General features: G+C 66.5%; 12 protein-coding genes. 10 read left to right on the plus strand and 2 right to left on the minus strand.

Features of this window, described 5'->3' with window-relative positions; genetic code table 11:
* Positions 1-136: 136 nt before the first annotated feature.
* The 4 genes from NHL60_RS02650 (at position 137) to NHL60_RS02665 (ending at position 5,177) form a co-directional block, all read left to right on the plus strand.
* A complete protein-coding gene (locus NHL60_RS02650; protein ID WP_253448694.1) occupies positions 137-2,026 on the plus strand; it encodes an FAD-dependent monooxygenase in 1,890 nt (629 codons plus the stop codon).
* Between the two features lie 298 nt (positions 2,027-2,324).
* Entirely contained in the window at positions 2,325-3,359 is a 1,035-nt protein-coding gene (locus NHL60_RS02655; protein WP_253448696.1) for a TRAP transporter substrate-binding protein, read from the plus strand.
* Positions 3,360-3,373: 14 nt separating this feature from the next.
* Complete coding sequence (locus tag NHL60_RS02660) at positions 3,374-3,898, plus strand: TRAP transporter small permease (protein WP_253448698.1); 525 nt, start codon at positions 3,374-3,376, stop codon at positions 3,896-3,898.
* Entirely contained in the window at positions 3,891-5,177 is a 1,287-nt protein-coding gene (locus NHL60_RS02665) for a TRAP transporter large permease (RefSeq protein ID WP_253448699.1), read from the plus strand. Before NHL60_RS02660 ends, NHL60_RS02665 begins: the two co-directional genes overlap by 8 nt.
* 76 nt (positions 5,178-5,253) lie before the next feature.
* On the opposite strand, the gene NHL60_RS02670 is transcribed toward NHL60_RS02665, so the two are convergent.
* A complete protein-coding gene (locus NHL60_RS02670; RefSeq protein WP_253448701.1) occupies positions 5,254-6,177 on the minus strand; it encodes a helix-turn-helix domain-containing protein in 924 nt (307 codons plus the stop codon).
* A 159-nt stretch (positions 6,178-6,336) separates the two neighbouring features.
* On the opposite strand from NHL60_RS02670, the gene pobA reads away from it, so the two are divergent.
* Positions 6,337-7,521: a 4-hydroxybenzoate 3-monooxygenase gene (gene pobA / locus NHL60_RS02675; protein WP_253448703.1), complete on the plus strand. Its 1,185-nt coding sequence runs from the start codon at positions 6,337-6,339 to the stop codon at positions 7,519-7,521.
* A 111-nt stretch (positions 7,522-7,632) separates the two neighbouring features.
* Here the strand turns inward: pobA and NHL60_RS02680 are convergent, their stop codons facing one another.
* Entirely contained in the window at positions 7,633-8,535 is a 903-nt protein-coding gene (locus tag NHL60_RS02680; RefSeq protein WP_253448705.1) for a LysR family transcriptional regulator, read from the minus strand.
* 104 nt (positions 8,536-8,639) lie between these two features.
* Between NHL60_RS02680 and NHL60_RS02685 the strand changes: the two genes are divergently transcribed.
* The 5 genes from NHL60_RS02685 to benB all read left to right on the plus strand — a co-directional run bounded on the left by NHL60_RS02685 (position 8,640) and on the right by benB (position 13,087).
* Positions 8,640-9,758, plus strand: coding sequence for a muconate/chloromuconate family cycloisomerase (locus NHL60_RS02685; protein ID WP_253448707.1), 1,119 nt, complete (start codon positions 8,640-8,642; stop codon positions 9,756-9,758).
* Positions 9,759-9,788: 30 nt separating this feature from the next.
* A complete protein-coding gene (gene catC / locus NHL60_RS02690) occupies positions 9,789-10,079 on the plus strand; it encodes a muconolactone Delta-isomerase (protein WP_119023067.1) in 291 nt (96 codons plus the stop codon).
* Positions 10,080-10,142: 63 nt separating this feature from the next.
* Complete coding sequence (catA, locus tag NHL60_RS02695) at positions 10,143-11,117, plus strand: catechol 1,2-dioxygenase (protein WP_253448709.1); 975 nt, start codon at positions 10,143-10,145, stop codon at positions 11,115-11,117.
* A gap of 99 nt (positions 11,118-11,216) precedes the next feature.
* The gene (locus NHL60_RS02700; protein WP_253448712.1) at positions 11,217-12,584 is read left to right on the plus strand and encodes a Rieske 2Fe-2S domain-containing protein; all 1,368 of its coding nucleotides are present in this window, start codon (positions 11,217-11,219) and stop codon (positions 12,582-12,584) included.
* A gap of 14 nt (positions 12,585-12,598) precedes the next feature.
* Entirely contained in the window at positions 12,599-13,087 is a 489-nt protein-coding gene (gene benB / locus NHL60_RS02705) for a benzoate 1,2-dioxygenase small subunit (protein ID WP_253448715.1), read from the plus strand.
* The last annotated feature ends 18 nt before the right edge of the window (positions 13,088-13,105 follow it).

Genomic DNA, 13,105 nt, shown 5'->3' on the forward strand with positions numbered 1-13,105 from the left:
AAGTCGGGTTGTCCGCCGCGAAACCGATCACAATACTGATGAATATCGGGGTGGCAGATGACTGCCGCCGAAAGCCTCGACCCCCTGATCGACCCCCAACAACGATGACCCGTAGCGCACGGGATGGAGCGAAACGATGCAGTACTTCCTCGACGGTTACCGCAGCGGCGACCCGCGAATTCAACCCCTGGCCGAAGGGCGCAGCGAGGAGCAGGGTCCGCTGCCGGAGGAGGTGGATGTGCTCATCGTCGGCACCGGCCCCGCCGGGCTGCTGCTGGCCGCCCAGCTCTCGACCTTCCCGGGGATCGTCACCCGCGTAGTGGAGAAGGCCGACGGGCCCCTCGAGGTCGGGCGCGCCGACGGGATCGCCTGCCGCACGGTGGAGATGTTCGAGGCCTTCGGCCTGGCCGAGCGGATGACCACCGAGGCCTACTGGGTCAACGAGACCCATTTCTGGGGCCCGGCCCCCGGCGACAAGTCGCGGATCGCCCGGCTCGGCCGCGTGCAGGACGTGCGCGACGGCCTCTCCGAGTTCCCCCATGTGATCGTCAACCAGGCTCGCCTGCTCGACTTCCTGCTGGAGTACATGCACAACTCCCCGAGCCGCCTGAAGGTCGACTACGGCCATGAGACCCTCAGGGTGGAGGTGCCCGAGGCCCCCGGCGAGCGTGTCACCGTGACCCTCAACACCGCAGAGGGCGAGAAGACGGTGCGTGCGAAGTACGTGGTCGGCTGCGACGGCGCCCACAGCGTGGTGCGCGACTCCATCGGCCGGGTGCCCCAGGGCCACGGCGAGGACAAGGCGTGGGGCGTGATGGATGTCCTGGCGGTGACCGACTTCCCGGACATCCGCTTCAAGTGCACCATCCAGTCCGCCGAGGCGGGCAATATCCTGCTGATCCCCCGCGAGGGCGGCTACATGGTCCGGCTCTACGTCGACATGGGCAACATCGCCCCTGACGCCTGGCTGACCAAGGAGGAGGTGCTGGCCAAGGCCCAGGCGGTGCTGGCCCCCTACACCTTCGAGGCGAAGGAGGTCGCCTGGTTCTCCGTCTATCGGGTCGGCCACCGGGTCACCGACAAGTTCGACGACGTCGACGACGACCAGATGGCGAGCCGCACGCCGCGGGTCTTTATCGCCGGCGACGCCTGCCACACCCATACCGCCAAGGCCGGCCAGGGCATGAACGTGTCGATGCAGGACACCTTCAACCTGGGCTGGAAGCTGATCTCGGTACTCGAGGGACGCAGCCCGGCCAGCCTCTTGCACACCTACAACGCCGAGCGTCACGTCATCGCGGAAAACCTGATTGAGATGGATACCCGCTGGTCACGGGCGATCGGTGCCGCCCAGGACGCCGACGATCCCGAGGCCGCCATGAAGGGGCTGGCCGAGGTGCAGCGCCAGTTCGTCACCAACAGCGAGTTCACCGCCGGGTTCGCCACCCACTACACGCCGGCCCTGCTCACCGGTGACGACAGCCACCTGGCCCTGGCCACCGGCTTCCCGCCCGGGCGCCGCTTCCATTCGGCCGAGGTGATCCGGCTCGGCGATGCCAAGCAGATCCACCTGGGCCACGTCCATCGCGCCGACGGCCGCTGGCGGCTCTACGCCTTCGCGGACATGGTCGACCCGAGAAGCCCGGGCTCGCGCTTCAACCAGCTGATGGACTTCCTGGCCAGCGACGCCTCGCCGATCCGCCGCTTCACCCCGAAGGGAGCCGATCCGGACGCGGTCTTCGATGTCCACGGCATCATCCAGCAGTCTCACCTCGAGGTGGACTGGGCCGACATGCACGACGTCCTCAAGCCCCACAAGGGCCCCCTCGGGCTCCAGGACTACCAGAAGGTCCATGCGCCGGTGCTGGGCACCGACCGGGACATCTTCGACCTGCGCGGCATCGACCGTGGCGCCGGCGCCCTGGTGGTGGTGCGACCCGACCAGTACGTCTCCCTGGTGCTGCCGCTGGACGGCTTCGAGGCGCTTTCCGAGTTCTTCTCCCGCTTTATGGTCGAGGCCGACTGAGCCGCGGGGCGACAGCGCCGCCTGGTGGTCTGGCTGTCAGCCTGGAGCACGCCCCGCGTGCTCCGGGCTTTTTCATGTCATCAGCGGAAAAGATGCGAATAGTCCAGTTTGTTGATCGCTTTGTCCTGGTCGGAAGCGATGGAGTGCCGCTTAGCTCAGGCACGCAATCCCCTTCGCTATAGACGAATGTCCATTGTTCAGGCCTGCGGGAGTGGGGTAGCTTTGCGGAATATCCGAACTGATATTCGGATGCCGAACATATGATAAGTCCATTATAACGACACCCCGGAGGCACCCCATGAACCGCACCCTGACTCGCTGCCTGCTCGCCGCTTCCATTGCGGGCCTTGCCGCGGCCTCTACCGCCCAGGCGTCCACCACCCTGCGCATGTCCCACTTCTGGCCCGACGGCTCCGGCATCAACCAGGAGATCTTCCAGGCCTGGGCCGAGACCATCGAGGAGCAGTCCGGTGGCGAGCTGCGCGTCGAGAACTTCCCCTCCCAGACCCTGACCCGCGCCGATCAGGCCTATCAGGGCGCAGTCAACGGCATCTCCGACATCGCCATCACCGCCCAGGGCTATACCGCCGGGCGCTTCCCGCTCTCCCAGATCGTCGAGCTGCCCGGGGTCTCCGATACCGCCAGCCAGGGCGCCTGCATCCTCCAGAGCCTCTATGACGATGGCCACATCGCCGGCGAGTACGACGATACCCGGGTGCTGTTCATGTTCACCACCGGCCCCGGCTACCTGCACACCGCGGATCACGACATCCAGTCGCCGGACGACCTTGCGGGCCTGCGCATCCGTCGCCCCACCGCGGTGGCCGGCGAGATGCTTGAGCGTCTCGGCGCCCAGCCGGTGGGCATGCCGGCCCCGGACATCTACACCTCCCTGCAGCGCGGCGTGATCGACGGCCTGAGCTTTCCCTGGGAGGGCATGAAGGTCTTCCGCTTGAACGAGCTGGCCAACTACCACACCCAGGTGCCCTTCTACTCGCTGATCTTCGTGGCCACCATGAGCCAGCGCAGCTTCGACCGCCTGAGCCCCGAGCAGCAGGCGGTGATCGAGGCCAACAGCGGCATGGCCTGGAGCGAGGTGGCGGGTCGGGTCTTCGATGGCCTGGACGAGGCCGGCAAGCAGGAGGCCGAGGAGGCGGGGCACCACATCCGCGTGATCGACAGCCCCCTGGAGCACGATGACTGGGCCGGCCCCCTCAAGGAGGGCATCGAGAACTACCTGAGCGAGCTCGAGGGGCGCGGCCTGGATAACGCCCGCGAGGTCTACGAGGCGGCCATGGCGGCGCGCGACGCCTGCCCGGTCGACCAGAGCTGAGCGAGAGCGATTCCATGCAAGCCTTGTCGTTCGTGAGCCGCCAGCTGGCACGCCTGTGCCTGCTGGTGGCGGGGCTGGCGCTGCTGGCCATGATGGGCGTGACCATCGCCGATGTGCTGCTGCGCCTGACCTTCCGCCTCTCCGGGGGCGCCCTCAACTGGAGCGTGGTGGGCAGCGTCGAGCTGGTGCGCTATCTGCTGATGTTCTCCCTGCTGGCGGCCATGGCCGCCAGCGTCGAGCGTTCCCAGGTGGTGGTGGAGGCCTTCAGCCACGGCCTCTCCCCGGTGCTCAAGGAGCGCCTGGGCGGCCTCTTCCTGCTCGGGTTCGTGGTGCTGGGGGCGGTGATGGCCGTCGGTCTCTGGCAGGAGGCGGGCGTGGCCGCCATGCGCGGCCAGGTCACCCAGGACCTGCGCCTGCCTATGGCCCCCATCTATCAGTTCGGGGCCCTGCTCTGCGCTCTGCTGGCGCTGCGCAGCCTGCTGCACGCCCTGCTGGGCACTTTCTTCGCCACCGATGGGGGAGGTGTCCATCATGAGTAGTGAGATGATTGGCGGCATCGGCCTGATCGGGCTGCTGCTGCTGCTGGTGCTGCGCGTGCCGGTGGCCCTGGCCATGCTGATCGTCGGGGTGGTGGGCTTCGCCCAGGTGATCTCCTGGGGCGCCGCCCTCTCCATGGTCAAGTCGGTGCCGGTGGACGTGCTCTCCAGCTACAGCTTCAGTGCCATTCCCATGTTCATCTTCATAGGGGTGCTGGCGGCCCACTCCGGGATGGCCGGCATGCTGTTCAACTCCACTCGCACCATCTGTGGCGGCTGGAAGGGGGGCATGGCCATCGCCACCGTGGGCTCCTGCGGCGTCTTCTCGGCGATCTCCGGCTCGTCGCTGGCCACCGCCAGCACCATGACCCGGGTGGCACTGCCCGAGATGGAGAAGCACGGCTACAAGCGCTCCCTGGCCACCGGCACCCTGGCCGCCGGCGGCACCCTGGGGATCATGATCCCGCCCAGCATCGCCCTGCTGATCTATGCGGTGATCACCGAGCAGTCGGTGGGTGACATGTTCGCGGCGGGGATCATTCCCGGCCTGATGGGGCTGCTCTTCTATGCCCTGACGGTAAGCGTGGTGATGCGGATCTGGCCCGACATGGCGGTGCCGGGGGAGCCCACTTCTCTGGGCGAGAAGCTGCGCTCCCTGTCGGGGCTGCTGCCCTTCTTCACGGTCTTCGTGATCATCATCGCCGGGATCTACCAGGGGATGTTTACCCCCACCGAGGGGGCCAGCGTAGGGGCCTTTGCCACCCTGCTCTATGCCCTCTACAAGGGCATGCGCCTGAAGGGGCTGTGGCAGAGCGTCCAGGAGACCCTGGCGCTCTCGGCGGTGGTCTTCTTCATGCTGGTGGGGGCCGAGACCCTGGGCTACTTCATCTCGGTGTCCCGGATCTCCTTCACCATCAGTGCCTTCCTGGGCGGCCTGGATGTGCCGACCATGGTGATCCTGCTGCTGATCCTGCTGATGTACTTCGTGCTCGGCATGTTCATGGACTCCATCGCCATGCTGGTGATCACGGTGCCGGTGGTCTTTCCCATCATCACCATGCTGGGCATCGATCCGATCTGGTTCGGCATCCTCACCGTGCTGACCGTGGAGCTGGGGCTGGTGACGCCACCGGTGGGGATGAACGTCTTCGTGATCAAGGCCATGGCGCCCCACGTGACGCTGGGCGAGATCTACCGGGGGGTGACGCCCTTCATCGTCGCCGACCTGCTGAGGCTGGTGCTGCTGATCGCCTTCCCCGTCCTGACCCTCTGGATGCTCTAGCCGCCCAGTGGGTTGCGCTACAAGCAGAAGGCCCTGCCAGGTGCAGGGCCTTCTGCCATCCTGGAGACGCCCCCGGTCAGCCCGTCTGGCCGGGGGCGTCCTGTTTGTGGGGCTCCCCCGACTGCTGGCGCAGCCGAAATTCCCGCGGCGAGAGCCCGGTATGGCGCTTGAAGAAGCGGGTGAAGTAGGCGGGCTCCGAGAAACCCAGGGAGTCGGAGACCTGGCTGACGGTCATGTTGGTATAGGTGAGCTGGCGCTTGGCCTCCAGCAGCAGGCGTTCGTGCAGCAGCTGCAGGGCGCTGCGATCGGCCAGGCGGCGGCACAGGGTGTTGAGGTGGGCGCTGCTCATGCCCAGCTGGGCGGCAAACTGTTCGACGCTGGGCTGGCGGCGAAACTGGGCCTCGATCAGCGCCTGGTAGTTGACCAGGTGCTGATGCCCTCGCTCCTGAGGGCGGTGGCTGCCTCGGGCGCCACGCCCGGCGCTCTCCTGGAGGCGTGACAGTGCTACCACCAGCGCCTGGATCAGCGCCTCCAGCATCCGCGCCCGCCCGGGAGCCGGATGGCGATACTCCTCATCGATCTGTGCCACCAGGGTGGCGATGCGCCGCGCGCTGTCGGGCTGCGTCAGCCGGTGGGAGGCGGCCTGCTGCAGCAGGCCGCCCGAGGAGGCCTGGGCCAGGTGCTCAACCAGGGGCAGCGCCAGGGTGATGATGTGCCCCTCTACGGTCGGCGAGAAGCGGAAGCCGTGGATACTCATGCTCGGCACCACGATGACCAGAGGGCCCTGCAGCGGCTGATGGCTCCCCTCCAGCTCGAGCTCCACCTGGCCTCGGGCAATGTGCAGCAGGTGGACCAGGTCGGCATGGCGATGGGGGCGGATGTGCCAGTCGTGCAGCGCGCTGCGCTCCGGGATCGACTCGCAGTGGAGCAGGTCGGGAGTGGGCCAGTGGTGAGTTTCACCGTAGAGCTTGAAGACCGGAATGGTGGGTGCCGTGCTCATGGATCCTCCCTTGCGCTACGACCAAGGTCGAACGGTAATGTGTCAAAAGTCCAGGTGATGGATCGAATCATGCCTTATTTTGCCGGATGATTCAGTGAAAAATACAATTCACATAGCGAACACTTGTACACCTGGCTGGATAACAACGGAGTATTCCCCATGAAGACACAGGTCGCCATCATCGGCGCAGGCCCCTCCGGCCTGCTGCTCGGTCAGCTGCTGAGCCGCCAGGGCATCGATAACGTCATCCTCGAACGCAAGAGCGGCGAGTACGTGCTGAGCCGCATTCGGGCCGGCGTGCTGGAGCAGGGCATGGTCGACCTGCTGCGCGAGGCCGGCGTCGATGCGCGCATGAACGAGGAGGGCCTGCCCCATGACGGCTTCGAGCTGGCCTTCGACAATCGCCGGGTGCGCGTGGACCTGGCGGCGCTGACCGGCGGCAGCAAGGTGATGGTCTACGGCCAGACCGAGGTCACCCGCGACCTGATGGAGGCTCGCGAGGCCACGGGCGGCACCACCATCTACGAGGCGGACAACGTCCAGCTTCACGACCTGGAGAGCGAAGCGCCCTGGGTCACCTTCGAGAAGGACGGCGAGACGCACCGCCTCGACTGCGACTACGTGGCCGGCTGTGACGGCTTCCACGGCGTCTCGCGCAAGTCGATTCCCGAAGGCCGTATCAAGGAGTTCGAGAAGGTCTATCCCTTCGGCTGGCTGGGGATCCTCTCCGACACCCCGCCGGTCTCCGACGAGCTGATCTATGCCAGCCACGAGCGCGGCTTCAGCCTCTGCAGCATGCGCTCCGAGACCCGCAGCCGCTACTACATCCAGGTGGCCCTGGACGAGAAGGTGGAAGACTGGTCCGACGAGCGCTTCTGGGAAGAGCTCAAGCGCCGCCTGCCCGATGACGTGGCCGAGAAGCTGGTCACCGGCCCCTCTATCGAGAAGAGCATCGCGCCGCTGCGCAGCTTCGTGGTCGAGCCGATGCAGTACGGTCGTCTCTTCCTGGTGGGCGACTCCGCCCATATCGTGCCGCCCACCGGCGCCAAGGGGCTCAACCTCGCCGCCAGCGACGTCAACACCCTCTACCGCCTGATGGTGAAGGTCTATCAGGAGGGGCGTACCGACCTGATCCCCAACTACTCTGCGACCTGCCTCAAGCGGATCTGGAAGGCCGAGCGCTTCTCCTGGTGGATGACCTCCATGCTGCACAAGTTCTCCGAGGAGGAGGACTTCAATACCCGCATGCAGCAGGCCGAGCTGGACTACGCGACCAGCTCCGAGGCGGGGCTGACCACCATCGCCGAGAACTACGTGGGCCTGCCCTACGAGTCCCTCGAGTAGGTTTCGCCTGCCTCGATCTCGATAGCCCGGGCCCGCCGACAGGCGGGCCCGGGTTTCGGCGTGTCCGGCGTTGCGCCAGTCAGCCGCCGTGGCGCTGTGATGGCACCGGCGTCAGGGGTAGCGTCCGCTGCGGCGGTTCTCCACCAGCACCTCGAGGATGGCGTTGGCCTCCTGCATGATCGGGGAGGGCTTCTCGCCGCGGCGGCGGCTGCAGATCACCGGGGAGGTGAGCGAGCGGTCCGCCAGGTAGATGTAGCTGATGCCGTCGCGGCGCAGCCGGCGCACCTGCTCGGGTACCAGGGTGATGCCGATCTCCGAGGCCACCAGGCTCAGCGCCGTCTGCAGCTCGTTGGCCTCCTGCACCACCTCCACCTTTAGCCCCTGGCGGCGGAACATGCCCAGCATGATATCGGCCATGCTGGGGCGCGGCTTGGCGGGAAAGAGGATCAGCGGATAGCGGGCCAGCTCGGCCAGGGTCGGCGTGGTGCCCTCCAGGGGGTGGCCCGCGGGCACCGCGGCCATGATCGGCTCGTCGAACAGCACCTCCTGCTCCACCTCCGGGTCGTCGATTCTCAGCCGCCCGAAGCCCATGTCGATGCGCCCCGCCTTGAGGGCCTGCACCTGCTGCACCGTGGTCAGCTCGGCCAGGGCCAGCTCGACATTATCCTTTTGTCGTAAATCGCGCACCAGCAGCGGCAGCTGCCCGTAGAACACCGATGCCACGAAGCCGATGCCGAACATGACGCGCTTGCTGCGGGCCATGCGGCGGGTGGACTCCAGGGTGGCATCCACCTTCTCCAGGATCTGCAGGGCATGCTGCTGGAAGAACTTGCCGGTGGCCGTCAGCCGCAGGCCGCGCGGTCCCCGCGCGAACAGCTCGGCCCCCACTTCCTGTTCCAACTGCTTGATCTGCCTGGATAAAGGCGGCTGAGACATGTGCAGCCGCTCGGCCGCACTGGTGAAGTTGAGCTCCTCCGCGACCACACAGAAGTACCTCAGATGGCGCAGTTCCATGATACCTCCTGGGTATGGAAGGGCACCCAAACAATATTGGTTCCGCCTTCCCGCTGCAATCAGACTGCCATGCAATCACCACACTGCCCGCATCGGGAGCCCCCATGAGCGCCACTATCCAGTCCATCGAGACGCTGCTGGTCGACCTGCCGACCATCCGTCCCCACAAGCTCTCCATGACCACCATGGCCTGCCAGACCCTGGTGATCGTGCGGATGCGCCACAGCGATGGCATCGAGGGCCTGGGGGAGGGCACCACCATCGGTGGATTGGCCTACGGCCCCGAGAGCCCCGAGAGCATCAAGTGCAACATCGACGCCTACCTGGCGCCGCTGCTGATCGGCCAGCCCTCCGGCAACGTCAACGCCCTGCGCGCCCTGCTCAACCGCCACGCCCGCGGCAACATGATCGCCAAGTCGGCGCTGGAGACCGCGCTGCTCGACGCCCAGGGCAAGCGCCTGGGCCTCTCCGTGGCCGAGCTTTTGGGCGGCGCCCGCCAGGCCCACCTGCCGGTGCTCTGGACCCTGGCCAGCGGCGATACCGCCAAGGATATCGAGGAGGCGCGGCTGCGCCTCGAGCAGCGCCGCCACTGCGACTTCAAGCTGAAGATCGGCGCCAACCCGGTGAAACAGGACGTGCGCCACGTGGCCGCCATCAAGGAGGCCCTGGGCGATCGCGCCAGCGTGCGCGTCGACGTCAACCAGGCCTGGGACGAGTCCACCGCCGTCTACGGCATCCAGGCCCTGCAGGACGCCGGCATCGAGCTGATCGAGCAGGCGGTTCCGGCCCGCGAGCACGCCGGCCTGATCCGCCTGGCCGACCGCTTCAACGTGCCGATGCTGGCCGACGAAGCGGTGCAGGACGCCCGCGACGGCCTCGACCTGGTCCGTGGCGGCTTCAGCGGCGCCTTCGCCCTCAAGATCGCCAAGTCCGGCGGCCTGCAGGGGGTGCTGGAGCTGGCCCACGTGGCCCAGGCCGCGGGCATCGGCCTCTACGGCGGCACCTTGCTGGAGGGCACCATCGGCACCGCCGCCTCCCTGCACGCCTGGGCGACCCTGCCCGAGATGGCCTGGGGCACCGAGATGTTCGGCCCGCTGCTGCTCAAGGACGACATCGTCGTCGAGCCGCTGCGCTACCGCGAGTTCGGCGTGGACCTGCCGGCCGGCCCGGGTCTCGGCATCACCCTCGACGAAGACAAGCTGGCGCACTACGCGCGCAAGTAAGAAACGACACGACAACCGGAGGATCGAGCCATGCTGTTTCAGGTGGAAATGACCGTCAAGCTGCCCCCGTCCATGCCGGCCGAGCAGGCCGCCGAGATCAAGGCCACCGAGAAGGCCTACGCCCAGGAGCTGCAGCGCTCCGGCAAGTGGCGCCACCTGTGGCGCGTGGCCGGCAGCTACGCCAACGTCAGCATCTTCGACGTCGAGGACAACGCCGAGCTGCAGGAGATCATCTCCAACCTGCCCCTCTTCCCCTACATGGAGATCAGCGTCAAGCCGCTGTGTCGCCACCCGTCCTCCATCCGCGAGGACGACTCCTGAGTCACGGATGAATCACGCCAGCCCCGCCCCGGCGGGAGCAAAGATAACGCAGAGGATATTCCCATGACCGTGAAGATTTTCGATACCCCCGAAGTTCAGGACTTCCTGAAGACCATCGCCGGCTTCGACCAGGAGGGCGGCAACGACCGCGCCAAGCAGATCGTCCATCGCCTGATCTCCGACCTCTTCAAGCTGATCGACGACTTCGACGTCACCGAGGAGGAGTACTGGTCCGCGGTCAACCTGCTCAACGCCCTGGGCAGCCAGACCCAGTTCGGCCTGCTCTCGCCGGGCCTGGGCTTCGACCACTACCTGGACATGCGCCGGGACGCCATCGACGCCGAGGCCAAGCGCACCGGTGGCACCCCGCGCACCATCGAGGGTCCGCTGTATGTCGCCGGCGCCCCGGAGGCCGAAGGCTTCGCGCGCATGGATGACGGCAGCGACCCGGATGCCGAGGTGATGTGGCTGACCGGCCAGGTGCGCGACGTGGACGGCAACCCGATCCCCGGCGCCAAGGTCGAGATCTGGCACTGCAACTCCAAGGGCGGCTACTCCTTCTTCGACAAGACCCAGAGCGAGTACAACATGCGCCGCACCATCTACGCGGACAGTGAAGGCCGCTACACCGCGCGCAGCATCATCCCGTCCGGCTACGGCGTGCCGGAAGGCGCCCCCACCGACGTGGTGCTGAAGTCCCTGGGCCGTCACGGCGAGCGTCCGGCGCATATCCACTACTTCATCTCCGCGCCGGGCCACCAGCACCTGACCACCCAGATCAACCTGGCGGGCGACCCCTACACCTTCGACGACTTCGCCTTCGCCACCCGCGAGGAGCTGGTGGTGCCGGCCAGCCGCATCGAGGACGCGGGCGAGATCGCCAAGCGCGAGCTGGACGGCCCCTTCTCCGAGGTGGTGTTCGACATCGAGCTGGCCAAGACCGACGTGGCCGAGCTGCAGACCCGCCACGCCCGCCCCCGCGCCAAGGAAGACGAGCAGGACCAGGCCAGCCAGCTGGCCGGCACCGCCAAGGTCTGAGGCTGCTCCCTGCCCCTATCCCCTGACGCCGGCGGGCTCTCCACGAGAGCCCGCTGGGCCGAAACGACAGCTTACGATAAGACATCGAGGACCTGGACCATGACCAGCAAACTTGACCAGCTCGAGGAGCGCGTCCGCGGCGCCGTCGTCGACGACGCCGAGCAGGGCATCTTCCGCTGCCACCGCAGCATGTTCACCGACCCGGCCTTCTTCGAGCTCGAGATGAAGCACGTCTTCGAAGGCAACTGGCTGTTCCTGGCCCACGAGAGCCAGATCAGTGAACCGGGCGACTACATGACCGTGACCATGGGCCGTCAGCCGGTGGTGATCACCCGCGACAAGGCCGGTGAGCTGCACGCCCTGATCAACGCCTGTGCCCACCGCGGCGCCACCCTGTGCCGTCGCAAGCGCGGCAACAAGGGCACCTTCACCTGCCCCTTCCACGGCTGGACCTTCAAGAACGACGGCAAGCTGCTCAAGGCCAAGAATGAGAAGGTGGGCGCCTACCCGGACGGCTTCAAGCAGGAGGGCTCTCACGACCTCAAGCGCGTGCCGCGCTTCGAGAGCTACAAGGGCTTCCTGTTCGGCAGCCTGAGCGAGGACGTCAAGCCGCTGGACGAGTACCTGGGCGAGACCACCAAGATCATCGACAATATCGTCGACCAGGCGCCGGAAGGCCTGGAAGTGCTGCGCGGCACCTCCTCCTACACCTTCAAGGGCAACTGGAAGCTGCAGGCCGAGAACGGCGCCGACGGCTACCACGTCAGCACCGTGCACTGGAACTACGCCTCCACCATGGATCGCCGCAACTACGACGCCGGCGGCACCAAGGCGGTGGACGCCGACGGCTGGTCCAAGAGCCAGGGCGGCTTCTACTCCTATGAAAACGGCCACATGCTGCTGTGGACCCGCCTGCTCAACCCCGAGGTGCGCCCGGTCTACCAGCAGAAGGAGTGGATCCAGGAGCAGTTCGGCGAGGCGCGTGCCGACTCCATCGTCAACCAGACCCGCAACCTCTGCCTCTACCCCAACGTCTACCTGATGGACCAGTTCTCCACGCAGATCCGCGTACTGCGCCCGATCAGCGTCGACGAGACCGAGGTGACCATCTACTGCTTCGCGCCCAAGGGCGAGTCCGCCGAGAACCGTCGCGTGCGCATCCGCCAGTATGAGGACTTCTTCAACGTCTCCGGCATGGGCACCCCGGACGACCTCGAGGAGTTCCGCGGCTGTCAGGACGGCTATCACGGCGCCCTGGCCGAGTGGAACGACCTCTCCCGCGGGGCCAAGCAGTGGATCGAAGGCGCCGACGACAACGCCAAGGCAATCGACATGCAGCCGCTGCTCAGCGGCGCCTCGCCGGAAGATGAAGGCCTCTACGTGCTGCACCACAAGCACTGGGTCGAGGAGATGCTGCGCGCCATCGAGAAGGAACGCAGCCAGTTTATCGCCACCGCATCGGCCTGAAGGGGAGAAGAGAGATGAGCCTTAGCTACCAAGAGATCCAGGCCTTCCTGTACCGCGAGGCGCGCCTGCTCGACGACCGTGAGTGGGACGAGTGGCTGACCTGCTACAGCAAGGACGTCGAGTTCTGGATGCCGGCGTGGGACGACGACGACCAGCTGACCCGGGACCCGCACAGCGAGATCTCGCTGATCTACTACCCGAGCCGCGAGGGTCTCGAGGACCGGGTCTACCGGATCAAGACCGAGCGCTCGGGGGCGAGCACGCCGGAGCCGCGCACCACCCACCAGATCACCAATATCGAGGTGCTCAAGGAGGAGGGGGACACGCTTTCACTGCGCTTCAACTGGCAGACCCTGAACCACCGCTACAAGGAGACCCAGACCTTCTTCGGGGCCTCCTTCTACACCCTGGACGTGTCGGGCGAGTCACCGCTGATCACCCGCAAGGTAGTGCAACTCAATAACGACTATATCCACCAGGTCATCGATATCTATCACATCTGATCTGGTGTCGGAGGAGAA

Origin of the sequence: Halomonas sp. Y3, assembly GCF_024137965.1 — a bacterium.
Taxonomy (GTDB): domain Bacteria; phylum Pseudomonadota; class Gammaproteobacteria; order Pseudomonadales; family Halomonadaceae; genus Halomonas; species Halomonas mongoliensis.

Coding starts and splice junctions, on each gene's coding strand:
- NHL60_RS02650 (WP_253448694.1), top strand. CDS start 137: ATGCAGTACTTCCTCGACGGTTACCGCAGCGGCGACCCGCGAATTCAA.
- NHL60_RS02655 (WP_253448696.1), top strand. CDS start 2,325: ATGAACCGCACCCTGACTCGCTGCCTGCTCGCCGCTTCCATTGCGGGC.
- NHL60_RS02660 (WP_253448698.1), top strand. CDS start 3,374: ATGCAAGCCTTGTCGTTCGTGAGCCGCCAGCTGGCACGCCTGTGCCTG.
- NHL60_RS02665 (WP_253448699.1), top strand. CDS start 3,891: ATGAGTAGTGAGATGATTGGCGGCATCGGCCTGATCGGGCTGCTGCTG.
- NHL60_RS02670 (WP_253448701.1), bottom strand. CDS start 6,177: ATGAGCACGGCACCCACCATTCCGGTCTTCAAGCTCTACGGTGAAACT.
- pobA (WP_253448703.1), top strand. CDS start 6,337: ATGAAGACACAGGTCGCCATCATCGGCGCAGGCCCCTCCGGCCTGCTG.
- NHL60_RS02680 (WP_253448705.1), bottom strand. CDS start 8,535: ATGGAACTGCGCCATCTGAGGTACTTCTGTGTGGTCGCGGAGGAGCTC.
- NHL60_RS02685 (WP_253448707.1), top strand. CDS start 8,640: ATGAGCGCCACTATCCAGTCCATCGAGACGCTGCTGGTCGACCTGCCG.
- catC (WP_119023067.1), top strand. CDS start 9,789: ATGCTGTTTCAGGTGGAAATGACCGTCAAGCTGCCCCCGTCCATGCCG.
- catA (WP_253448709.1), top strand. CDS start 10,143: ATGACCGTGAAGATTTTCGATACCCCCGAAGTTCAGGACTTCCTGAAG.
- NHL60_RS02700 (WP_253448712.1), top strand. CDS start 11,217: ATGACCAGCAAACTTGACCAGCTCGAGGAGCGCGTCCGCGGCGCCGTC.
- benB (WP_253448715.1), top strand. CDS start 12,599: ATGAGCCTTAGCTACCAAGAGATCCAGGCCTTCCTGTACCGCGAGGCG.